The sequence below is a fragment of the Dorea sp. AF36-15AT genome, assembly GCF_003477705.1.
Classification (GTDB): Bacteria; Bacillota; Clostridia; order Lachnospirales; family Lachnospiraceae; genus Claveliimonas; species Claveliimonas ammoniilytica.
The window spans coordinates 35,342-59,492 of the sequence record NZ_QUDV01000003.1 but is presented as its reverse complement, the minus strand read 5'-3'; the positions used below and the strand labels follow the sequence as shown (position 1 = coordinate 59,492).

The window sequence follows — 24,151 nt, the reverse complement described above, 5'->3', positions numbered from 1 at the left end:
TCAATCATTTCTCCGTCGTCTGATCAATGCGATGCATAACATGCCTGCGCCCGCCATTAATACCAGTGCACTGCCCACCGCAAAGCTGCCAACGTCATGGATACCGGAATCCGGAATTTCTTCCATATATCGGTTAATAACCGTTGCCGTTCGATCCGCAGACAGGGTTCCTTCACATGTTTCATAAGATGTCTGATATCCTTCCTTATCTGCCAGAACTTCTGTCACCTGATAGCCGGTTCCCACCGGCAGTTTCTCGATGCATACCTGTTCACCGTCACAAAGCGAAACTACCGCTTCGCCATGGCTGTCAAATTCCACTCCTCCGTAGCTTCCGGTTACCGGATTACCATCCTTGTCTGCCAGACGGATCTTTATTTCAAACTGCTTCGTCTTATCGCCAAGCTTTCCTTCCACTTTTTTCTGAACAGTCAGTGACGGCGTCCGTGTATTGGTTACCGCATATCCTTGTTCGGCATCACCGGTAATCTCTGATTCATATCCATCCACAGCGTCTTCTGCGATTCGATAAGTATGTCCCTTTGCCACATGGATAAATGTTCCCGCCCACTGATTCTCCGCATTAAGCGTTAATGTCCGATATTCGGTCTGCTCGTTATCCTGATATAACCGAATTACAACCTGATCCGGAAGGTTTGTATTCTGGTTCGTATTTTCCCATCTCTTAGTTACTGCAATCTGCGTATCTGATACCTGCACAACCGGTTTTTCCTGATATGCATCCGTATCTGGTGCCGCGCCGTCTGTACCATAGGTATAGGTAAGAGACACTTTTTCATTAACATTGGAGTAGAATCCATTCTTTTCTGCGCTTGTCGCATTACCCGGTGCATCACTTCCTGCACTTCCTGTATGCGGATAGACACCATTCTGATCAGCATATTCGTCATATGCTTTCTGCGTCGGTTTCACTTCGAAATTCACTGCATACACGGTATCCTTATCTAATACAAAACCACTTTTAAATGTTGCTGTAACAGTCTTAGTATCCGCATGATACTGCACCTGAACGGTTCCCTCCCGGGTAATATTCGTTGTTACCCCTCCTTTTGTTGCTGTCACAGTATAATTCATTCTATTATCCGGTAATTCCACATAATCACTGAGTACATCTGTGATTGTCACATCCCGGCAGGTATACTCGATACTCTCTGCAATTTCTTTAAATGCATCCGCTAACTGATCACTGTCTGCTGCTTTGTAATATTTTGTAGCCGATGCACTGGAGCTCTTCAATAGATCTGACATTCTGGTATTACCGCTTCCCCACACTGAACCGAATCCAATGGTATAAAATGCATTTAATCCGGTAATCTGTCTGAGCTGGCTCTGTGCATGATTGTAAGCATCAGAATCATAACTGCTACCATTACCAGCGGTATCACCCCGACTGTTATAATAAAATGTTGGTTCTCCATCTGACAGGAACACTACGATTTTCTGTGCATCTGACCTGCATTTTCCAAGCAACTCTGCCCCTGTCCGAAGACCTGCTTCCCAATTCGTACCGCCATAAGCGCTTATGCTCTTCACACTGTTATCAATCGTTGCTTTGCTGTCCGTCCATACCTGCTCTGCCCAGGCATCGTTGTATGTTCCGTCACTCTTATTTCCGCTGTAACTCACAACAGCCATCCTCGCATCCAGTGTGGATCTGGTTCCGAGAATTGCTTCTGTAAGACCATTTGTCCCAGACACTACATTTTTCAATACAGCCATCTTAGACTGTCGCTTATACCCATTTCTGATTTCTTCGTTCATACTCCCGGACTTATCTATGATAAGCAGGACATCTACTTTTGGTCTGATACTTTCGGAAGCATAGGCTCCTTTAACATCCAATGTCAGCGTATAGCTGTCATTGCCGTTATATCGGATATATTTATGATGCTCCGGCACTACTTTCCTGACAGTGCTTTGCTGGAGATTCATCATGAGGGGAGATGCCGTCACATCCTCTGTCTGGCTCTCTTCTGTCTGTTCTGTTTCAGGCTGATCATCCTCAGACGGTTCCATCTCTTCCTGTACCTTGTCCGTTTTCTCCTGGGCAGTACTTTCGGTCGTATCCTTCTGCGTCCCTGCTTCCCCCACATCTACATCCACCTGTTCCATAGATATATCCCCTGTCAGCTCACCTGCATAGACCGATATAGTACTCATTCCAAGAAGCATTGCCATAACAAGCATCACCGCCAGCAGCCGGCTCTTCCTGGACTGTCCATGATATCTTCTCTTCTTCACATCCGCCCCTCCCTTTCTCTGTGCACTTTTCAAGGCTGTAGTAAGAATATATGCAATTTTTGTGACAGGCATACCAACATTTGCCAGTTAATTTTCGACAAAAAGAAGGCAGATATATAACTCTTCTGGGGGGGGTATCGCCCGTGAGTCATATATCTGCCTTACGATAATGTCATATTTAATAGATACCAGGGTCAAAAATTCATTACTTCTGCCACTCTTTTACTTCTTTTCTAAGCCATTCAGCCCAGGATTCAAATCCTTCTCCGGTCTTTGCTGATACAAAAATCACTTCTGCTTTTGGATTCAGCTTATGGATCCGTTCTTCTACGGCCTCCTTGCTGAAATCATCAAACACACACAGAGTATCGCATTTATTAATGAGTACCACATCACAGATAGAGAACATCAGTGGGTACTTTAACGGCTTATCATCACCTTCCGGCACCGAAAGGATCATTGCATTCTTTGCACTTCCGGTATCAAATTCTGCCGGACATACCAGATTACCGACATTTTCCAGCACTACCAGATCCAGATCTTCGGTGCCAAATTCATGAACCCCTTGTCTCGTCATATCCGCATCCAGATGGCACATACCACCGGTATGGATCTGAATAGCCCTGACACCTGTCTCTGAGATTGCCTGTGCATCTACGTCCGAGTCAATATCTGCTTCCATGACTCCGATCTTCATCTCGTCCTTCAGCATCGCGATTGTGCGTTTCAGTGTTGTTGTCTTGCCTGCTCCAGGAGATGACATCAGGTTCAGGAGAAATGTCCCCTCTCCTTTCATTTCCTGACGGAGTCTTTCTGCATCTGCGTCATTGTCTTCGAAGATGCTTCTTTTTACTTCGATAATCTTGTAGTCTTTCATTCTTCGCTTACCTCGATTTCTTTAATCTGATGTTCATTGCCCTGTACCAGATAAGTATGTTCACTGCCACAATATGGACATATCTTCCCGTGCTGAACCGTCGGATAAGTCTCCTCGCAGTCCTCACAGAATGTAATCGCAGGAATCGTCTCAATCTCCAACTCACATCCATCCATCAGTTCGCTCTTGGAACATTTCCATTTCCAGCAGTCCTTCAGATAATATGGGATGATCGTTGACACTTCGCCGATCTGCAGTACTACTTTTCTTACCTTCTTTGCCTGATTCTCCAGCGCAATATTCTCTACTGTCTTCACTATATGAAAGACAATTCCCAGTTCGTGCATAGTGCTTCCTCTTATTTCTTCCTGTCCTTAAGCTTTCTTCCCGCAGTCTGTGCCTGCTTTTTTGCAAGCTTCGCTGCAGCTCCAGCCTGTTTTGCAGCAGATCCTGCATATTTCTTAATCACAGGAATCTTAGACGCTGCCGTCTTCACGCCCTGACCGGCCATATACTTGCCAATTTCCTTAAATTTATCCTCAGAACGTGTCATCTTAGAACATTCCGGATGATCTCTATGCAAATGAATTGCATCAAATTCACACTTGGTTGTACAGATGCCACAGCCGATACATTTATTCTCATCCACTACAGAAGCACCGCAGCCTAAACATCTGCCGGCTTCCAGATGTACCTGTTCCTCAGTCAGCATACCGCGCAGGTCACGGAATGAATGCTTTTTATCTTCCTTCTCAGTTTCCGCTGCTTCCTGACGTCCGATGGTGTCATATCCATTTACCATAATATCATCCTTATTCAGTTCATGGAAGTCTCTGCGGTTACGCCCAATGGTCATGCTGGCACCTGTATGTACATAACGGTGCAATGATTCTGCTGCACATTTACCAGCCTCGATCGCATCAATTACAAACTTCGGTCCTGTGTATACATCTCCGCCTACGAAGATATCCGGCTCTGTGGTCTGATAGGTCAATGGATCTGCCACCGGATAATTGCCGTGCCAAAATTCTACCTTGGTGCCTTCCAGCAAATCTCCCCACTTGATTCCCTGCCCAACTGCAAAGATCAGGTGATCGCACGCTACCGTAATCGTATCATTCTCATCATACTGCGGATTGAACTTGCCGGATGCATCCTTTACGGAAATGCATTTCTGGAATACAACTGCTTTTACTTTGCCATCGACATCCTTCTGGATCTCCTTCGGTCCCCAGCTGTTCTCGATCGCGATTTCTTCTTCCAGCGTCTCACGGATCTCGTCTGCAGATGCAGGCATCGTCTCACGATCCTCCAGACAGTACATAGCCACATGTTCACCGCCAAATCTTGCTGCTGTTCTTGCACAGTCTACCGCTACATTACCGCCACCGATAACAACTACATTGCCAGACATCTTCTGTGTCTGATCTTCAGTTGCCCGATGGAGAAAATCAACTGCGATTTCAATATCTTCTGCGTCACTTCCCGGAATCGGCGGTACTTTACCATCCTGACATCCAATTGCTACATAGAATGCCTGATATCCATCTTCGCGGAGTTCCTTAATCGTAATATCCTTACCGATCTCTACGCCACATTTGATCTCTACGCCAAGATCTCTCAGAACATCAATCTCAGCCTCGATGACGTCTTTTTCCAGTTTGTAAGATGGGATACCGTATGTCATCATACCTCCAGGTCTCGCATTCTTTTCAAATACGGTCGGCTTATATCCCTTGGTTGCCAGATAGAATGCACAGGAAAGTCCTGCCGGACCTGCTCCGATAACCGCGATCTTTTGATCCCATTCTGTCAGACGGTTCGAAGCGATCACTACCGGCGGTACATATCTTGTCTCTTTATGCAAATCCTGTTCTGCGATAAACTTTTTAATATCATCAATGGCTACTGCCTGATCGATGGTTCCTCTGGTACATGCTGCCTCACAGCGCTTATTGCAGACACGTCCGCAGATTGCCGGGAAAGGATTATCTTTCTTAATCAACGCCAATGCTTCCTGATACTTACCTTCTTTTGCTTTGCGGATATATCCCTGTACCGCTACGTGCGCCGGACAGGCTGCCTTACATGGCGAAGTACCTGTCTCATAACAGTTGATACGGTTATTATCACGGTAATTCTCGTCGTATTTATCCTTTCCCCATAACATCTTATCCGGTAATTCATGCTTCGGATAAGCCACCTCTGTTCCGTCCTTCTTACACAGCTTCTGACCAAGCTTGACTGCTCCTGCCGGACAGTATTCCACACACTTACCACAGGCAACACATTTATCCCTTTCTACCTTTGCCGTATAAGCACTGCGGCTCATATTCGGTGTATTAAATAACTGCGAAGTACGAAGCGCATTACAGATATTTACATTACAATTACAGATACCAAAGATCTTATTCTCACCATCGATATTTGTAATTTGATGTACGAAGCCATTATCTTCTGCTTTGCGAAAGATTTCCATTGCTTCTTCGTATGTAATGTCGTGACCTTTTCCTGTCTCACGGCAGTAATCTGCAAAGTCACCCACACCGATACACCAATTCATCTCATCATCCGCACAGCCTTCATCCAATGCTTTCCGGCTGGCACGGCAGGAACACTGTCCTACACCGATGTGCCCTTCATATTTCTTTAACCAGTAGGAAATATGCTCCAGATCGATGGTTCCATTCTCCATAGAGATTGCTTTTTCAACCGGTATTACATGCATACCGATACCGGCTCCTCCCGGCGGTACCATATGCGTAATACCATCCAGCGGAACAAATGTCATGCGCTCAAAGAAGCTTGCCAGTGCCGGATGCTCACGCAGACGCTTATTGCCCTCCGGTCCCTCTTCCATGTTAAATAACTCTGCGGATCCCGGTACAAACATCGGCAGACAATATCTTCTGTCAGATGGTCCGGGAATCGCTCCGTTGTGATCATAATTATTGCCATAGTCATATTCCAGCAGACCGATGTAACTCATCTCATCCAGCAGTTCCTGGAAATGTGCTTTATCCTTTTCTTCTACTTTATTCAGTTTCCACAGTTCTTCAATCTTATAGTGGTGGCGCAGCTTCATCTTCAATGCCACATCTGCCATCTCATCTGTCACGATCTCTGCCAGTCCCCAGTACTCTGCATCATCAACGGTAACTCCTTTGATCTTATGCGCTGCTACATCTGTAATCTTTCTTCCAAGCTTTAAGATTTTCTCACTTGGTCTTTTGTCTCCCATATGCGGCGGGATAACTGATTTACTTAATTCCGGCATTACAATACCTCCTTTTTTTCTTGTACCCATTTCATCCCATTCAATATCTCATCATTATTGTGCCTGAACTGCTCCGAAATGCAGTTCCCGCATACCTTCTACCTCATCACAGATCTGTTTCAGGCTACAGGACTGGCAGTTCATGGCAATATCTTTTAATATATGATCGATCGCTCTGGTAATCTGCTCTGCTTTCCTCACCTGCCGTTCCAGCTCCCGGTATGGAAAATCCTCCATCGTCAGGAAGATCAGCTTAACAGCTTCTACCGCCGGGTTCTTGTGGTAAGCTCTGAGGAACATATTTCCGATCTTTTCAAAATCCAGCCCTTTCCGCAGGGCATCCTTCCCGATTCTTACCATCTCCCGCTCACTGGCTGCAGAGATCCGCATCATATACCCTTCCGGATACATATGATATTTGGTATATTCCAATCTCCGGATCTGATTATATAAGGCATCTCCTTCGCCCATGATATCTTCCTTCACCCGCACCAGTGCAAGTCTGGCAAATGCAGTATTTTTTCGGATCTGTGGCAGATCTTTTCCGTACAGCCAGATCTCATCTCCGGATACCAATGCCGCATCTGCTGTCAGCATCTGGCTTCCGATCGCAGGAAGATTATCTCCGCCCAGCTCATATGCCATCTCGCTGCGCAGGATCATGCTTTCTTTTCCGATATCTTTCCAGGAACCTGCCGCTTCTGTCCGAAGCTTCTTACCAGACTGCGTTTCCAGAAGATGCAGGCTCTCATGGATTACTTCGTCATATAATCTCATTATAACTTTCGCTCCCTTGGCACACGGTCATGCCATTTCTCCAAATACGGCTCCAGAACTGCTGCCGCTTTCATATCCAGATTGAAAAAATATACGATAAACGTCACAACAAAAAACAGCGCTGAAGCAATTCCCAGTATTCCTAAGATCTTTTTTAATTTCTTTCCTGCCTCTTTCATGCTGCGCCTCCCTTTTGTCTTGCAAATTCAGCTGCTCCGATTGCTCCGATCAGCTGTGGATCTACCGGAAGATCGATAACTTTCAGTTTCAATACCTTCTCAATCGCAGCCTTTAATCCTTCATTCTTCGCACAGCCACCGGTCAATGTGATCCGGTCTACGGCTCCTGCTTTCTTGGACATTACGAAACATCTCTTTGCCACCGATAACTCAATACCCGCTGCGATCTCATCCATCGGCTTTCCTTCACCCACCAGTGAAATGACCTCGCTCTCAGCAAAGACGGTACACTGTGCCGTGATCGGAATCACATTCTTTGCCCGAAGTGCCAGCTTCGAAAACTCTGTCAGATCCATCTCAAATGCCTTTGCCATCGCCTCAAAGAAACGTCCGGTTCCGGCTGCGCATTTGTCATTCATAGCAAAGTTTAATACCGTTCCATCGGTATCTACTGCGATTCCCTTGACATCCTGACCGCCGATATCAATGATCGAACGGACACTTGGATCTGCCACATGCACGCCCATTGCGTGGCAGCTGATCTCGGATATATTTTCATCTGCAAACGGTACTTTATTTCTTCCATAACCGGTTCCTACCAGATAAGCAAGATTCTTCGCACTCTTAAGGTCCGGCACCTGTGCCACTGCCTCATCCAGTGCAGCCTGTGCACTGAGTACGGAATTAATTCGGCTTCTTAACGTAACGTCTGCTACCATTTTACCAGTCTCATCCAGAATCACACATTTCGTATAGGTACTTCCGGAATCACATCCTCCATAATATTTCATACTCTCATCCTCCTACCATGAACTTCCGTCGTCGATCTCTTCCAGACTCGGATCTAGCGGCTCTTCTCTGAGCACGCTTCTCATGTAACGGTTTACATCCTGTCTGAGACTTGCTCTCGGCACAACTCGTGGATCCATCAGATCGTGTGTTGCCCAGATTAATTTGATTCCATGTATTCTCGCCTGCTCCTCAAACATGCCATGCATGCCATCAAGCGCCTTACAGCTCATATGCTCCCACAGAATGACCATATCTGCATTGAACTGCTCGCAGAATCTCCAGAGGTCATCCAGCAGTACCTTGTAACCGCCATGCGTACGGTTGCGCATAATCATATTTTCATACAAATGAGCCATATCGTAGATTGCCTGTTCCGGATCGTCCTCCGAGATCATCCTGGTAGATACCAGACTCAACATATCCACCAGTGGCAGAATGCCCCAACAGTTCTGCAGCCACGGCAGGAAATCTGTATAATACTGTGCCTGTACGCCCCAGATAATTGCGCGGTGGCGGTACTCCGGCACGATCATTTCTTTCTTCTTATAGGAATCCATGGCAAGCTTCGTGATCTTCTTATCCGCATCTAAAAATGCAGGAACCTTTCCACCGATTGCCATGTACACGGTCTCTGTATACAACGCCAGATTCGCTCCAATTACCTGCGGATACTCGGTCGTGCTCATATCCAGCCATTCCAGACGTTCTCTGGTCTCCGCATTGAATCGCTTTGCACATTCAAAATACGCATCCCAGTCCCATTTCTCTCCGGTACAGTCTTCAATGAACTTGATCGCATTGCGGATCTCCTGAGCCGCATACTCCTGCACGCCATCTTCCGTATGACGCATCGGCGCTGCTAACTGGAAGCACGGGATGCCATGCTCACCTTCCAGACGTCTCGCCATAATGCCATTTCCCATCATGCTGCCGTCGCAGGTGGTATTACACTGGATTGCGCATGCTCCAAATATCGGGAAGTCATCCGCGATCGATACGCCGGCTTCTGCTTCCGGCATCGGACAGACATCACCGGACAGGCCGTATTCCTGTGCCACATCGATGTACGGACACACAGCATCCTGCTGAAGCAGTACGCTGACATAGACTGCCGGAATCTCACGTCCCAGACCGATCAGATTCGGGAATCCGCATAACAGATGGGACATTTCATTTTCATCCAGGATAACGATCTTCTTCGATAATTCCTCATCCTTGCCAATGTTCTTATCTGCCTGAAACATATTCTGCATCAGCTTCGCAATATCTTCCACAACCAGATCATATTCCGTATGTGCGATCCGCAGATGATTGCCTCTCAGTCCGGCTGTATGGCGGTCAACCATCATCGGTACCGCCAGATAATTAACCATCCATCGATAACGGAAAAATGCTTTTACATTATTTTTATTCATCATGAATTTGCCGAGCACGCCCATGTTATGCAGCCATCTGCTGTAATCATAGAACGTATCTTTCACACCACGCCACTCTCTGCGCTTCCGCACCTTTTTCCCTGGCTGATACAGGTCTCCGAGGCGCTCACTTCCGATCTTCTTTCCCATTACTTCGCACCTCCCTGCTTCTTATGAATCTTCTTGATCTCGATACTTTCCACAAATGCCTGTACTCTCGTCCGAAGCTGTCCGGAAGATCCGATTGCATATGGTCTGTCAACCGACAGCACCGGATATCCATATTCTTCTCGCAGTACATGCGAACCAACCATCCGCTCATATGCCCAATAATCACAGAACTTCATCTGTTCGTAAATAATACCGTCTGCGTGGTATTCTTTTGCGATCTGATCCACGTAAGCCCGTCTGCCATTGATCTTCTCCGAATTCATATAACGTGCACACTGGCTGGCATACATATAATGTCTGCATACCTGCGTCACTACGTCTTCCGTGTCATTCAATTCGATGACTTCTCTGCCAGGCATTGCTCCGAAACAGAACCGGTCAGCCACCACGAGTGCTCCCGACTCTTCTACCAGGCGGATCATATCCACATCGTCAATTTCAGATCCGACCATAACGACCTTCGCCCGCCAGTTCTTCTTCGCATCCGGCTCTCTGGTCTTCAGCTCTTCCAGCGTCTCTTCCAGCTTATCAACCAGCATATCCTTTGGACAGACATACGATGCCAGTGTGATCATATGATACTCATATCCGGTAATTCTCGGATTCTCTTCCTTCCGAAATTCGCCAATCTTGCTGATCAGTTCACAGACCTTATTATGGTTCTCTACCGCCTTCCTGAGTGCTTCTTCGGAAATGTCGATGCCGTACACTTCATGCAATGGTGCCAGAATCTTTCTCTTACATTCTGATACATAGATGGATAAGCCATTGTCATCCGCTTTCATCGGAACCTCCATATGCTGATAGAAAAATTTCTCGCTGGTCATTGTCTCAAGCAGTTCCATATTTTCTACTGCACGGTTGATCATCGCACACGCATCCGGCGCGATCAGACAGTCCAGAAACTGATATCCACCCTCAATTGCCCGCTCCAGCAGTGCTCTGCTGTACTCGCACAGGAAACTCGTCAGATAATAGGTTCCCATTTCCATCGAGCCGGTTCGCGGTGCACGCAGACGCACCGTAAATGTTCCAGGCAGCTCTAACAGAACTTCCGGCACCAGACTACAGACACTTCCCACGCACACTCTTCCTTCGTCCTTTGCCGCCCGCACCAGTTCGTTATTGGCATCATCCAGTAACTTCTCAAAAAAATACAAATGCTTTAAATCTTTCATCCCGTTCCCTCTTCGCTTTTAATCTCCAGAACTTAACAGCTACAGTATCTCCAGCTTCTTCAATGCTTCTCTTGCTCCCCTGACAATTGCTGCATCGTCTGACAGATAGAACACATTTTCTCCCTTCAGATCAAACTCTGCCAGCGATGAATCCGATGGTATTACGGACAGTACCGGCAAATCTCCCAGATCCATATATTGGACAATAGATTCGTCCGGAACTCGATTAATAATCACACCTGCCTGCTCATACATTACCAGTTCATCAGCCACTTTACGGATTGTCTGCACAACCTGCGTACCCTTGCGACTGGTATCGGTGATCAGCACCAGATGTGTTACCTTCTCCATAACTCTCCGATTAATCTGCTCGATTCCCGCCTCTCCATCAATCACGATATAATCAAAATTTGATGACAGGATACGAATAACCTCTTTTAGGTACGTATTGATCTTACAGTAACATCCTGCTGCCTCCGGTCTGCCGATCGCGATAAATGAATACCCATCCTGTTCCACCAGCGCATCCATGATCCGGTATCTAGCTTCCCCTAAAAGCTCTACCGCTGTCTTGGTATCGCCATCTTCTGCTGTTGCTACAACTTCCTTTCGGATGTCATCAATGGTGATCTCCACATCTACACCCAGCGCTGTCGATAATCCCACCGCCGGATCCGCATCAATCGCCAGAATCTTCTTGTCCGGAAATGCTGATACCAATACCTTCACCATCGATGCCGCCAGTGAGGTCTTGCCTACGCCTCCCTTTCCAGCCATTGCAATAATCTTTGATTCCATATGCTGCTCTCCCTTCCTCTGTATCTGAATCATTTGCTGTATTAAATGATTAATTACACCGCACTCTAATGTCGCAATTTTCGACACTATCTTATATTGTCTATTTTCTAACAAACCAGGGTCTTTGTAAATTGACAGACCATACAAAGTTTTGTCTGATTTTTTTCTGGTCGTGGTCAGACCACTTTTTATTGACTTTTCCTTATCCCTCTGCTACCGTGAACTTATCAACAAAAAAGGTCGTGACTATCATGAAATTTAAAGCAATCAACACCTTATCCATTAAGGAATTATTCATTTCCCAGATTGAAGAGATGATTCTCTCGGGCGAACTGAAGCCTGGGGACAAGCTTCCTACTGAGCGGGAGCTTGCAGATGAGATGAATATCAGCAAGACCATCGTCCACGATGGTATCCGGGAACTTGCGCGGATCGGCTTTCTGGACGTAATATCGAGAAAAGGCATCTACGTAGCAGATTATACGTTTACCGGTAATCTGGAAACACTTCTTGCCGTCATCCGCTATCGCGGTGATACATTGGATCCGAAAATGATTACCAGTCTTCTGGATGTGCGTATTTATTTGGAATGTCCGGCTCTGGAGATTCTCTGTGCCTCTCGCACGGAAGATGACATTGCCCGGCTGGAAATCTTGCAAGGTGACATGAAAAAAGCCCTCGATACAGATATCGAAAGCTTTGCTAACACGCTGTTTCTCTACCGGAGAGCTATCGTCTCACTTAGTGGCAATTGCATTTCACCCATGATTATGAATGCATTCTTTACCGCTTCCATTACCGCCTGGACAGATTACTGTGAATTTATCGGCAGAGAACGCACCTATCAGTCTCTGCTCCAGACAACGGAATACATCCGTAACCGGGATGCTACAGCTGCTATTCATTTGTTCAAAGAACAGATTGATCAGTACCGCTCTCATTTTGAACACCCTCATGTGACGGATGACCCTGTAGCAAAAATGAAAGGAAGGAATAACTAATAAAGCAAAAACAAATCACACGAATCGGTCTGCTGTTTGCCCATAAGTTGATCGGCATTGGTCTTGGAACAGCACTGGCTGTACTGGGAGTCGGCCGGGTGATTGCCTTATCCAATCATATGTGCATGGATAAGCTTACTGCCGCCGCAGGCATTTCTTAAAATCACCGGCTGCTCCATAGGCATCCCCCAGATCCAATTCTGTCTTAAGATCACTGTTCAGGTATACGGTCTGATTTGTCTTCTTGTTATGCACACATAGCCACCCATTGTCACCGCCATATGAAATGCTTTCATAATCATTAGAACGCTTCACATTGCCCTCCAGATCAAATAGCACATTACCACCGATCGGCAGTTCGTCTTCATCATATAACATGCTGCCGGTATCTGCGATCACATACTTCCCGTCCCTGGTAAAATACATACTTATAATGTCAGACACTCCCATGCCGCTCACATCTTCATCTGATATCAATACCTTTCCACTCTGATCCACCAGCTCATAATCGCCATCGTCCGTTGTAACAATCTCGACATCTGTCGGAGCAGAATCAGCCTCTGCTGTCTCTTCTTCTGCTTCTTCAGAAACAGCATCTTCCACCTCTACCGGCGTATAATTATCCATCTCTTCCAGCAGTGCCTCTCCGTCATAATAGCCGCCGCCCTCTTCTTCGATTCCTTCTCCATGCTCCTCCAGTATCTGACCTCTCTCATCCAGCACATAATACCTATATGCTTCTGATTCACCCTGCTTATCCGTATAAACAGACTTGTACGCAAGGATCCGGAATCCATCATCCGTCATCCCCATGGTAATCTCATCAAACATACATGCAACTACACATTCTCCATATTCATTGATCAGTCCTGTTGCAACCCCGTCGCCCTCATTGACCTCCGCCAGATACTGATACTCCTCATGCAGTTCTTCCTGATCCGGTTCCTGATAGCTTAACTCCTGCTGAATCTGCTTTTTGGAAGGTCCGCACCCTGTCACCAGAGCCGGTACCATCAGCATAGTCAGTGTCATTGCTATCCGTGTTATCCTGTTCTTCATAGATGATATCCTCACTTTTTCCTCATTCTTTGCCTGAATCATAACTTTGTGAAGATTATACCATGAGCTGGGCGTTGATATCAATTCAGCTTTTTAGGGAGACTTTCTTCTTTACGCAATCTAATCTATACATGATGCTGTTTCTGCTTGCTATACATTATCTCTTTCTCACTGTATACTATTATGTTTAACGAAGTTCCTGATGAAATTACTTCTTATGAGGAATATAGCAGGATGATCAAAGATACCCTGCTGGATGAAGGCAAATTCGGAGAAGTGCCAGAATACACCGGTCGGATCCTTGCAGTCGGTATTGCTTACAACAAAAATGATCCACAGAAGTCTCATGAATGTAAGGTAGATGTATTACGCGAAAAATTATAAAAAAGAATATGTCTGTTACGCAAAAACACCCTGACAACGCAATGCAATATGCTCTGTGTCGTCAGGGTGTTTTCTAATGTTACTATTATCTATCTTTATGCAAGAATCGGTTTCAGTCCTTCTGCCAACTGATCTTTCTTTGCCTGAGCTTCTGCCAGATCTTTACCAAGTGTGGTGAAGTATGTCTTGATCTTTGGCTCTGTACCGGACGGACGCACGATTACGGTTGCTCCGTCTTCCATGCTGTAGATCAGTACATTAGCTGCCGGAAGTCCGGTCTCTTCCGTCTTCTTGTAATCGGTAGCTTTGACTACCTTCACGCCTCCGATCTCTGTCGGCGGATTGTCGCGGAGTCCCTGCATGATAGATGCCATCTTATCCATACCGGTAAGTCCCGGGAACTCAAAGCTGTCTACCTTGTTCAGGTAACGTCCGTACTCATTGTAGATCTCTTCCATCCTCTGCTTCAGAGAACTTCCGATACTTCTATAATATGCTGCCATCTCGCAGATCAACATAGATCCGATTACGGCATCCTTATCTCGTACATATGGTCCTGCCAGATATCCGTAGCTTTCCTCAAATCCGAAGATAAAACGGTCTACTTCTCCGTCAGCTTCCAGCTTGGCGATCTGATCACCGATCCATTTGAATCCTGTCAATACATTACGGAGTTCTACGCCGTAATGTTTCGCTACTGCATCAGCCAGTGGTGTGGATACGATAGACTTCACTGCTACTGGGTTCTCCGGCATCGTACCCTTCTCAATACGTCCTGCACAGATGTAATCCAGAAGCAGTACACCTACTTCATTGCCACTTACCAGCTCATAAGATCCATCCGGGCACTTCATCGCGATACCTACACGGTCTGCATCCGGGTCTGTAGCGAGCATCAGATCTGCGCCCTTTTCCTTTGCAAGATTCAGTCCCAGTTCCAGAGCCTCAAAGATCTCCGGGTTAGGGTAGCTGCATGTGGTGAAGTATCCATTTGGATATTCCTGTTCCGGCACGATAGTAATATCTGTCACGCCGATATCCTTTAATACCTGTGTTACCGGCACTAATCCCGAACCATTCAACGGGCTGTATACAAGCTTCAGTCCGGCTGTCTTGCACAGACCCGGACGAACCTGTCTGGACTCGATTGCATCATAAAGTGCTTTCTTACAGTCATCTCCTACGAAATGAATCAGACCTTTTTCTACACCTTCTGCAAATGACATGTATTTGGCACCTGTCAGCACGTCCGTCTTCTGGATCTCTTCATATACTACTGCTGCCGCATCATCAGTCAGCTGGCATCCGTCCGGTCCGTAAGCCTTATATCCGTTATACTTGGCAGGATTGTGGGACGCTGTCACCATAACACCTGCATTACACTTATAATAACGTGTTGCAAATGACAGAGCCGGTACCGGCATCAGTGCGTCGTAGATTCTTACCTGAATGTCATTGGCTGCCAGCACTCCTGCTGCAGTCTTGGCAAATACATCACTCTTCAGACGACTGTCGTAGCTGATTGCTACCGTCTGGCTTCCACCCTGTGTCTTTACCCAGTTAGCCAGTCCCTGTGTTGCCTGACGTACTACATAAATATTCATACGGTTCGTTCCTGCTCCCAACACACCACGAAGTCCGGCTGTTCCGAACTTCAATGCCAGTGCAAAACGCTCCTTGATCTCATCATCATTACCTTCAATTCCCGCTAATTCCGGTCTCAGATCCGCGTCTTCCAGATCTGTATTCAGCCAGCGTTCATATTCTTTCTGATACATTTTCACCACTCCCAGCTTTTTATTTCTATGATTTTTTGTTCAATATGACAAAAATCTAATTATAATATACCATGTTTACAAGTGTCAGGCAATCAAAAAGCACGTAATAACATGATGTCACACTCTCTTATGTGTGCTATACTACTGTTATTGAATCATGCTAATGGGCAGAAGCCCCGACTATGATACTTATGGAGGTAATTATTATGAATATATCTCATACAGTCTGTCAGATTGAACACCATGCGATGATGTTTGCCTTTCTATCCAAACATGCAATCCGCCTCTGCGGCAATCGCGGAAAGGACGCCATTCTGGATGCCATGACCGAATATGGTAAAGAACGGGGACGGCGCATGGCTCTTAATGCACAGACACACGGAGATCCGCTGAATACCATGACGAATCAGGCTTACGGCGAGTGGAAGCCTGACTACCCGGGACAGATGGAATTTGGACAGCTCTGTACGGAGCCGACACTGCAGACCTACATTTCCAAATGCGCCTGGTGTGAAGCCTGGCAGAAGCACCACATTACCGAATACGGCAAATACTACTGTGTCAATGTTGACAATGCTGTCTATCAGGGATTCCGACCGGATTTTACATGTACACCGATCAGCACTTCTATGAGCTGGGGCGGTGACTGCTGTAAATTCGACTGGGGGCATCCGTTATCTGCTGAGGACAATGAAGCTCTTGCCGCTAAGAAAAAGGAACTTGGCACATCCTGCATGAAAGATTTCAATTTCCATACAGCACATCTGATGCACACCATTACCCGCGTCCTGATCAAACAGCTAGGCGCTGCCGGAGAGAAAGCCGTCACACTGGCTCTTGCCGAGTATGTGGATACCTTCGGTCAGGAATATCTGGATGTGTTGGATACCATCTCATTGGATGAGATCTATCCATTTGAAGTGTAGCTTGTCCATGGAAACTGACATTATTATATCTATGCGAAAGGAATTATTTTTATGAATCTTATTGAAAACTGGCTTACTACTAATAAGAAAGAACTGATCCACATTGCCAGTGATATTTTCTGTCATCCGGAGACCGCTTATCAGGAGACGTATTCATCCAAACGGTTGGCGAACTTTCTGGAAACGCAGGGATTCCGGGTAACCTGGAAAACAGCTGGCATCGACACTGCATTTACCGCTGTCTGGGGTTCCGGCAAGCCAATGCTTGGATTTCTGGCAGAATACGATGCACTGCCGGAGATCGGTCACGCCTGCGGACATAACCTTCTCGGAACTGCGGTCTGCGCTGCTGCCTGCGCTCTCAAAGAAGATATGACTGCTTCCGGCGCACAGGGAACAATCATTGTGTACGGCTGTCCTGCCGAAGAGATCATGTCCGGTAAGATTGTCATGAATGCCGCCGGTGTCTTCGATGAGCTGGATGTGGGCGTCATGTGGCATCCATTTGACCGCAACCGCATCAGCAATGACATCTGGCAGTCCCAGGACATTAAGAATTACACCTTCCACGGCATCAGTGCCCATGCTTCCAAGTCACCGGAAAATGGACGGAGCGCACTGGATGCTGCGGAACTGATGAATATCGGAGTCAATTATCTGCGCGAGCATGTCTCTGACGATGTGCGCATGCATTATGCATATCTGGACAATGGCATTCCGGCAAATGTAGTCCCGGACATTGCTAAGACGAATTACTTTATCCGCTCTGCCAAGCGTTCCCGCACCGAGGACGCCAGTCGCCGGGTAGACGACTGTGCAAGAGGTGCTGCGCTGATGACCGGCACGACCGTAGACATTGAGCTGGTCAAGAGCTGCAAGGAAATGAAAGTAAACCGCGTGCTGGCAGAACTCTACTACGATGCTATGACACGCATTCCGGTGCCTGAATACACCGATGAAGAACTTAAATTTGCGGCAGATCTCAGCAAAGAAGCCGGTTTCGAGAACCACGGCATATACTTTACCGGACTGGAACCGTTAGAAAATGCTCCGGTGCCGATTTCTATCGGTACGGACGCTTCGCAGGTCAGCCATACAATTCCACTGATCACAATCAGTGCTGCGACCATGTGCAAGGGCACGCCGCTCCATCACTGGGCTGCTGCCAAACAGGCCGGCATGAGCATTGGCCACAAAGGCATGCTTTATGCTGCCAGATGTATGGCAGAAGGTACAAAGCTCCTGATGGAGACCCCGGGTGCCATCGAAAAAGCCTGGGAATGGCATAATACACACGAATAAATTTAATATATAGATGCCAGGGTCAAAAGGTCTAAATCCACATGAGCTCGCTCATAAGTGGATGAAAGACCTTGGGACCCGCCCCAATATGAGCCTAAAAGTGGGATGTTAATCCCACGATATGCGAATAATTGGGAGGATTGTGGGAGTGCATAGCACGGAACAATCCGCAGGCATCATAGTTGGCGCTTTTGACCCCAACATCATATATATAAGATAAGAAAGGACAGGTGATCGAAATGATTACAAAGAAACTTGGAATTATCGGATGTGGCAATATGGGCGGTGCAATCCTTTATGGTGCACTCGAAAGCGGCGTTATCGCCAAGGAAAATGTCTATGTATACGACATCAACCCGAAGATGCGTGAAAAGGCTGCCGGATGGGGTGTTACCGTTGCTGCCAATGACGCTGAGGTATGTGACAAATCAGAACTTATCCTGCTTGCTGTAAAGCCTCAGAACGCAGCAGAAGCACTGGCTATGTGCGAGAAATCTCTGGACGGTAAGGCTCTCATGTCTATCGTTGCAGGAACATCTGTCGAGAAGCTGCAGAGTATGACTGACGGAACCCCTCGTATCCTGCGTATCATGCCAAACACTCCGGCTATGGTATACGAAGGAGCATTTGCACTGTGCTCAGACAATGACCTGAAAGAGGATGAACTTACAGCAGCTAAGACATTATATGAAACAATCGGTATCGTAGAAATGGTTCCTGAACATCTGATCAATGCTGTATGCGCACTCAGCGGCGGCGGTCCGGCTTATGCAGCTATGTTTATCGAAGCACTGGCTGATGGCGGTGTAAAACAGGGACTTCCTCGTGCAACAGCTTACAGGCTGGCTGCACAGACCTGTCTCGGAACTTCCAAAATGATCCTTGAAAAAGGACTTCACCCTGGACAGATCAAGGACATGGTAACTTCTCCGGCAGGAACCACCATCGAAGGATGCGAGAAGCTGGAAACAGGCGGTATGCGTGGTGCTGTTATGGAATGCATCAAGGCTGCAGCTGACAGAGGTAATAATTTTTAAAAAACTCTTGAACTTTTATAACAAAGTTATTATAATGAATTCTAACGATGGCGTTTCAATTTATATTGAAACGCCATTATGCATTTACGCAGGCTATTAATGCATATTTATGCATAAAATTGTATTTTTTGCATAAAACTATTGACTTTCTGTATAATGAAGTGCATAATTACCGACATAGTTTATTATTGATGGTTGTTATTCATTATCTAAGGATTTGGAGGAATTATTATGGAATACGGAATTATCTGCCTTCTGCCGCCAATCATCGCGATTGTACTGGCGCTGAAGACCAAACAGACACTGCCATCCCTGTTTATTGCTGTATGGCTTGGTGCGACAATTATCAAAGGATGGAATCCGATTGCAGGATTCACCGCTATTATCAGCGAATATATGATTCCATCTATTGCAAGCGAATACAACGCCGGACTTCTGGTTCTGGTTACCATGGCTGGTGGATTTGCTTACATGCTGAAGATTACCGGAGCCGCTGAAGCATTTGCAAAGCTGGTTACTAAATCTATCAACACACAGAAAAAAGGTCAGGTTATCACCGCTCTCAGCGCATTTATCTTCTGCTACACTGAGCCTTGCCTGATCCTCGGAACGATCATGCGTCCGATCACAGACCGTGTACGTGTATCCAGAGCAAAACTTTCTTACATGCTTGACTCTCTTGGATGCAACCTGGCTTCCTTCTCACCGATCAGCAGTTACGGACCTTTTATCTCAGGTCTGATCGCTACTGAACTTGCAGCTGCAGGGCTAAAGGGAAATGAATGGGGCTTGTACATTAAGATGTTCCCGTTCAATATGTACAGTCTCTTCGCTATGATCGCTGTATTCTTAGTAGCCATCTTCGGACTGAATATCGGACCGATGTATGAAGAAGAAAAACGTTGTGCCGAGACAGGCGAGCCTCTTCCGGAAGGACTGACTCCACTGGTTCCTGAAAAAGACGTGGAACTGCCGGAAGATTACAATCTTCGTCTGATCAACTTCCTGCTTCCAATGCTCGGACTGTTCATCACCATTTTCGCTACCATCTTTATCACTGGAGATATCGGGGCAAATGGTCTCAGAGGCGCATTTATGAATGCAAGCATTACCCTTGCTATTACCATGGGATTCATGGTCGGCTCTATCGTAGCCGGTATCGTAGGCGTTGCAACAGGACTGTTTAATGTTAATGCAGGATTTAATGGATTCATCCAGGGTATGACCAATCTGATCAGCGTACCATTTATCCTGATCATGGCATGGTCTATGGGATCCGTTACAAGCACGATGGGCGTTGGTGCTTACCTCGCCGGTATTGTTGAGGCTCATCTGACTGCTGGTCTGGTACCTGCCATCGTATTTGCATTCGGAGCGTTGATCTCATTTGCAACCGGTTCTTCATGGGGTGTATGGTCTATCATGATGCCAATCGCATTCCCAATGGCTGTTGCATTTAACATTCCGCTCCCATACGTAATCGGAGCTGTTATCAGTGGTGGTCTGTTCGGAGATCAGTGTTCACCGATTTCTGATACAACCGTCCTGTCATCTACAGGAGCATCCTGTAACCACATCCTGCATGTATCTACACAGCTTCCTTACGGACTGACAATCGGTGTATCCGCATTCATCTCTTACCTGTTTGGTGGGCTGACACATTTGTACTATCCAAGCATTGCACTGATGGCTGTTCTTGTAGTAGTATTACTTATAGCAGAGACAAAACTGACAAAGAGTAAATACGAGAAAAAAGTTGCCGTAACATCTACTGCAGCCTAACTTATTCAAACATGTATATTTACGCGCGGGCGGTATCTGTTGATCCGCTTCGCGCGATTTTTATTAAGGAGGACATGACACATGAAAAAAGTAGATCTGATCGTAACCGCGCCTTACATTTACACCATGAAAGGTGAAGGTGTCGGCTATGAAGAAAAGAAAGCACTCGTCGTAGACGGAAGCAAGATCATCGACATCGTAGACATTGACAAACTCTCTGACCAGTACGAAGCGGAAGAACAGCTTGATATGAGCCATCATATTCTGCTGCCTGGATTTATCGATGCTCATATGCACACCAGCTGCAATATCATGCGTGGACTGGCTCAGGATACTAACAACTGGATGATGTACGGACTGCAGCCATTTGACAATGCTGCCACACAGGCTGAAAAAGACATCGGTTGTCCTGTTGCCCTCATCGAAGCTGCCAAAGCAGGAACTACTACCATGGGTGATTATGAAGCCAATATGGATGCATCCTGCAATTTTATTGCCAAGCTCGGTACCCGCGGAAACGTCACACTGATGATTCGCTCTGCAAAAAGAAAAGTCTACAAGCCTGGCGAACTCTATGAATTTGATGATACTATGGGCGAAGCAAGCCTGAATGCCAACATTGCCCTCTATGATAAATGGCATGGCTATGACGGTGGACGTATGAAAGTACTTTTCGGGCCACAGGGTGCTGACTTTGTAAGTCCGGAACTGCTGTTAAAAATCCAGAAGATTGCTAAAGAACGTCATACTAAGATCCATATGCATACCCAGCAGGGTGACCGTGAAACATACCAGATTGAGCAGCGTTACGGCAAACGTCCGACCCAGTTCCTGCAGGATCTGAACTTTCTCGACAGCACACTGATCGCTGTGCATCTGACTGACTGTACCGACGAAGAAGCCCAGATCATCGCCAGAAGCGGTGCCGGCATGATCGTATGCCCGGGTTCCATCGGCATTATTGACGGTATCGTACCTCCGTCAACAGCATTCCAGGAAGCAGGCGGAAAGGTTGCCCTTGGTTCTGACCAGGCACCGGGCAATAACTGCCACAACATTATCAGCGAAATGAAATCTGTTGCTCTGTTCAACAAGATTAAATACACCAATCCGGAGGTACTTCCTGCATGGCGAGCACTCCGTATGGCTACCATCGAAGGTGCACAGGCGCTGGGACTGGATGACACCATCGGTTCTCTGGAAGTCGGCAAATGCGCAGACTTTATTGCCATCGATTATATGCATCCGTCTATGCTGCCGATCTATACGTATCCAATGCGTAATATGGTGCCAAACATCGTATACAGCGCAAGAGGTGAAGAGGTTGTTCTGTCTGTTGTAAATGGTAAGATCGTGATGAAAGACAGGAAGCTGGTCAATGTAGATGAAATGGAATATATGTCTAAGATGAATGACTGCCCGGATGATATCGGCAAACGTGCAGCTGATGAGTTCTTTGCGATCAATGGAACCAACGCTCAGTTCATGCGTGAAGAAAAGCTTTAATTCGGGGAGACTGTATATATGATTTATCTGATTGCTGCCATTTGTGCAAATCTGTGCATGACATTCCTGATGCGCTATTCGGAGCACCATAACGGCAACTGTTATGCACTGAACATCTGGAATTATCTGGCTGGAAGCCTGATAAGCCTCTTGCTGTTACAGGACAAATCCCTGATCTGGAGTGGCAATGCAGTGACCTGGGGCGCCGGTATCGTAAATGGTATCGGCTTCCTTGCCGCACTGGTACTGCTCCAGATCAGTATCCGGAGAAACGGTGCACCGTTAACAACCACATTTAACAGACTGGGCATCCTGATTCCTACGATCCTGTCGATTTTTCTCTTTGATGAGATTCCGCAGATCATACAGATAGCCGGACTCCTGCTCTGTATCTTCGCCATCATCTTCATGAACAGCGGAGATAGCTCCGAGCGTCCGGACTTCAACATCGGACTGATCCTGGTCTTCTTACTGGGCGGCACACTGGACACTATCTCCAAAATATTCAGCCGCTATAATAACGCAGACAGCCAGACCTGCTTTGTGCTGTATACATTTCTTGCTGCCTTTGTGATCAGCATCCTGCTCTTCTTTAAAAAGAAACCTCGTATGAGCCTGCAGGATGCACTGATCGGTATCGGCGTTGGAATCCCGAATCAGCTCTGCACGCTGTTCCTGTTGCGAGCCGCATCAAGACTTCCGGCATACATCGTCTATCCGACCTACAGTGCCAGCCTGATCCTGTTAGTAAATATCATTAACTACCTGGTGTTCCGGGAGACACTGAACAAACGCCAGTACATCGCCACCGGCATCATCGGTCTGGGCGTCGTACTGATCAATCTCGTCTGATACGAACGATAATTACCACAACATTTCTACATTTTTATTTCTACAGACCTCCTGAATGTCCTCTGGAAATGGTGCATCCGAAATAATCGCATCAATTACATCATACCCCAGACTGACATTCAGGAACGTTTTATTGAATTTACTGCTGTCTGCAAACAATACTACTTTCGTAGAATTCTCCGCAAATGCCCGTTTCACAGCAGTCTCATCATCATTTGGATCAAAACTTCCTCTGGCTGTAATCCCTCTGCAGGAGATAAATGCAATGTCACTGTGATGCATTCCTATCTGTGACATCGTGTCTGTTCCCTTTGTATCCAGCAATATCTTGTTCAGATTCCCTCCCAGCAGATGGACATTTACCGAATCGATCTTCATCAGTTCCAATGCCGTATAGAGACCATTGGTCAATACATTCAGGTTATTATACCGCTCAAAATACGGACACAACTGAAGCACCGTTGATCCTGCATCCAGGGAGATCCTCTGGTCATCCCTCAGATACCGGGAAGCCAGTCTGGCAATATGCTTTTTCTTCCGCACATTTTCTTCGACCATGTATTCCACCGGTCGGTCCTTTGGCTCCTCGATTACTCTTGCCCCGCCGCTGACACGCTGCAGAAAACCATTCTTTTCCATCTCCGCAAGATCCCGCCGGATTGTCGCCACACTGACATAGAGTGCTTTGCTAAGCTGTTCTGTCCGGACATACTTTTTTTCACGTAACAGATTCATAATTGCTTCATGCCGTTCATAAGGTATCATTCTTATCTCTCCTGTTTATAATTGATCGTTTTT

The 24,151-nt window shown here is 46.5% G+C and carries 21 protein-coding genes; 8 read left to right on the top strand and 13 right to left on the bottom strand.

Annotated features, from left to right (window positions below; all coding sequences use genetic code 11):
* The 10 genes from DWZ93_RS06150 to DWZ93_RS06105 all read right to left on the bottom strand — a co-directional run bounded on the left by DWZ93_RS06150 (position 1) and on the right by DWZ93_RS06105 (position 11,726).
* The gene (locus DWZ93_RS06150) at positions 1 to 2,262 is read right to left on the bottom strand and encodes a DUF7604 domain-containing protein (RefSeq protein WP_158574289.1); all 2,262 of its coding nucleotides are present in this window, start codon (positions 2,260 to 2,262) and stop codon (positions 1 to 3) included.
* A 205-nt stretch (positions 2,263 to 2,467) separates the two neighbouring features.
* Positions 2,468 to 3,139, bottom strand: a complete 672-nt coding sequence (gene hypB, locus DWZ93_RS06145) for a hydrogenase nickel incorporation protein HypB (protein ID WP_118382851.1) — start codon at positions 3,137 to 3,139, stop codon at positions 2,468 to 2,470.
* Entirely contained in the window at positions 3,136 to 3,486 is a 351-nt protein-coding gene (locus DWZ93_RS06140) for a hydrogenase maturation nickel metallochaperone HypA (RefSeq protein WP_118452300.1), read from the bottom strand. Before DWZ93_RS06140 ends, hypB begins: the two co-directional genes overlap by 4 nt.
* Before the next feature lie 11 nt (positions 3,487 to 3,497).
* On the bottom strand, positions 3,498 to 6,416 hold the full coding sequence (locus DWZ93_RS06135; protein WP_243061156.1) for an FAD-dependent oxidoreductase: 2,919 nt from the start codon (positions 6,414 to 6,416) through the stop codon (positions 3,498 to 3,500).
* A 54-nt stretch (positions 6,417 to 6,470) separates the two neighbouring features.
* Positions 6,471 to 7,193 carry a carbon monoxide dehydrogenase gene (locus tag DWZ93_RS06130; RefSeq protein ID WP_243061154.1) on the bottom strand — a complete coding sequence of 241 codons (723 nt, stop codon included), beginning with the start codon at positions 7,191 to 7,193 and terminating at the stop codon, positions 6,471 to 6,473.
* Positions 7,193 to 7,372 (bottom strand): hypothetical protein, encoded by a 180-nt coding sequence (locus DWZ93_RS06125; RefSeq protein ID WP_118452298.1) that lies wholly within the window; start codon positions 7,370 to 7,372, stop codon positions 7,193 to 7,195. Before DWZ93_RS06125 ends, DWZ93_RS06130 begins: the two co-directional genes overlap by 1 nt.
* Positions 7,369 to 8,163 carry an acyl-CoA dehydratase activase gene (locus DWZ93_RS06120; protein ID WP_118452297.1) on the bottom strand — a complete coding sequence of 265 codons (795 nt, stop codon included), beginning with the start codon at positions 8,161 to 8,163 and terminating at the stop codon, positions 7,369 to 7,371. The genes DWZ93_RS06125 and DWZ93_RS06120 overlap by 4 nt, the downstream gene beginning before the upstream one ends.
* Before the next feature lie 12 nt (positions 8,164 to 8,175).
* Positions 8,176 to 9,729, bottom strand: a complete 1,554-nt coding sequence (locus DWZ93_RS06115) for a 2-hydroxyacyl-CoA dehydratase family protein (protein WP_118452296.1) — start codon at positions 9,727 to 9,729, stop codon at positions 8,176 to 8,178.
* Positions 9,729 to 10,928, bottom strand: a complete 1,200-nt coding sequence (locus DWZ93_RS06110; protein ID WP_118452295.1) for a 2-hydroxyacyl-CoA dehydratase family protein — start codon at positions 10,926 to 10,928, stop codon at positions 9,729 to 9,731. The genes DWZ93_RS06115 and DWZ93_RS06110 overlap by 1 nt, the downstream gene beginning before the upstream one ends.
* 39 nt (positions 10,929 to 10,967) lie before the next feature.
* The gene (locus DWZ93_RS06105) at positions 10,968 to 11,726 is read right to left on the bottom strand and encodes an ATP-binding protein (protein ID WP_118382844.1); all 759 of its coding nucleotides are present in this window, start codon (positions 11,724 to 11,726) and stop codon (positions 10,968 to 10,970) included.
* Between the two features lie 251 nt (positions 11,727 to 11,977).
* On the opposite strand from DWZ93_RS06105, the gene DWZ93_RS06100 reads away from it, so the two are divergent.
* Positions 11,978 to 12,727, top strand: coding sequence for a FadR/GntR family transcriptional regulator (locus DWZ93_RS06100; RefSeq protein ID WP_158574288.1), 750 nt, complete (start codon positions 11,978 to 11,980; stop codon positions 12,725 to 12,727).
* Between the two features lie 135 nt (positions 12,728 to 12,862).
* Here the strand turns inward: DWZ93_RS06100 and DWZ93_RS06095 are convergent, their stop codons facing one another.
* Positions 12,863 to 13,786 carry a hypothetical protein gene (locus tag DWZ93_RS06095; protein WP_118452293.1) on the bottom strand — a complete coding sequence of 308 codons (924 nt, stop codon included), beginning with the start codon at positions 13,784 to 13,786 and terminating at the stop codon, positions 12,863 to 12,865.
* A 234-nt stretch (positions 13,787 to 14,020) separates the two neighbouring features.
* Between DWZ93_RS06095 and DWZ93_RS14705 the strand changes: the two genes are divergently transcribed.
* Positions 14,021 to 14,170, top strand: coding sequence for a hypothetical protein (locus DWZ93_RS14705; protein WP_158574287.1), 150 nt, complete (start codon positions 14,021 to 14,023; stop codon positions 14,168 to 14,170).
* Between the two features lie 95 nt (positions 14,171 to 14,265).
* On the opposite strand, the gene DWZ93_RS06090 is transcribed toward DWZ93_RS14705, so the two are convergent.
* A complete protein-coding gene (locus DWZ93_RS06090) occupies positions 14,266 to 15,948 on the bottom strand; it encodes a phospho-sugar mutase (protein ID WP_118452292.1) in 1,683 nt (560 codons plus the stop codon).
* Positions 15,949 to 16,154: 206 nt separating this feature from the next.
* Here DWZ93_RS06090 and DWZ93_RS06085 point away from each other — a divergent pair, with 206 nt between their 5' ends.
* The 6 genes from DWZ93_RS06085 (at position 16,155) to DWZ93_RS06060 (ending at position 23,353) form a co-directional block, all read left to right on the top strand.
* Positions 16,155 to 16,874 (top strand): L-2-amino-thiazoline-4-carboxylic acid hydrolase, encoded by a 720-nt coding sequence (locus DWZ93_RS06085; RefSeq protein WP_118452291.1) that lies wholly within the window; start codon positions 16,155 to 16,157, stop codon positions 16,872 to 16,874.
* A 51-nt stretch (positions 16,875 to 16,925) separates the two neighbouring features.
* Complete coding sequence (locus DWZ93_RS06080) at positions 16,926 to 18,176, top strand: amidohydrolase (protein ID WP_118452290.1); 1,251 nt, start codon at positions 16,926 to 16,928, stop codon at positions 18,174 to 18,176.
* A gap of 239 nt (positions 18,177 to 18,415) precedes the next feature.
* The gene (gene proC / locus DWZ93_RS06075) at positions 18,416 to 19,213 is read left to right on the top strand and encodes a pyrroline-5-carboxylate reductase (protein WP_118384254.1); all 798 of its coding nucleotides are present in this window, start codon (positions 18,416 to 18,418) and stop codon (positions 19,211 to 19,213) included.
* A gap of 231 nt (positions 19,214 to 19,444) precedes the next feature.
* A complete protein-coding gene (locus tag DWZ93_RS06070; protein ID WP_243061152.1) occupies positions 19,445 to 20,995 on the top strand; it encodes a Na+/H+ antiporter NhaC family protein in 1,551 nt (516 codons plus the stop codon).
* Between the two features lie 81 nt (positions 20,996 to 21,076).
* Positions 21,077 to 22,501 carry an amidohydrolase family protein gene (locus DWZ93_RS06065; RefSeq protein ID WP_118452288.1) on the top strand — a complete coding sequence of 475 codons (1,425 nt, stop codon included), beginning with the start codon at positions 21,077 to 21,079 and terminating at the stop codon, positions 22,499 to 22,501.
* 18 nt (positions 22,502 to 22,519) lie between these two features.
* Entirely contained in the window at positions 22,520 to 23,353 is an 834-nt protein-coding gene (locus DWZ93_RS06060) for a DMT family transporter (protein ID WP_118452287.1), read from the top strand.
* A gap of 12 nt (positions 23,354 to 23,365) precedes the next feature.
* On the opposite strand, the gene DWZ93_RS06055 is transcribed toward DWZ93_RS06060, so the two are convergent.
* Positions 23,366 to 24,118, bottom strand: coding sequence for a DeoR/GlpR family DNA-binding transcription regulator (locus tag DWZ93_RS06055; RefSeq protein ID WP_118452286.1), 753 nt, complete (start codon positions 24,116 to 24,118; stop codon positions 23,366 to 23,368).
* Positions 24,119 to 24,151 lie beyond the last annotated feature (33 nt).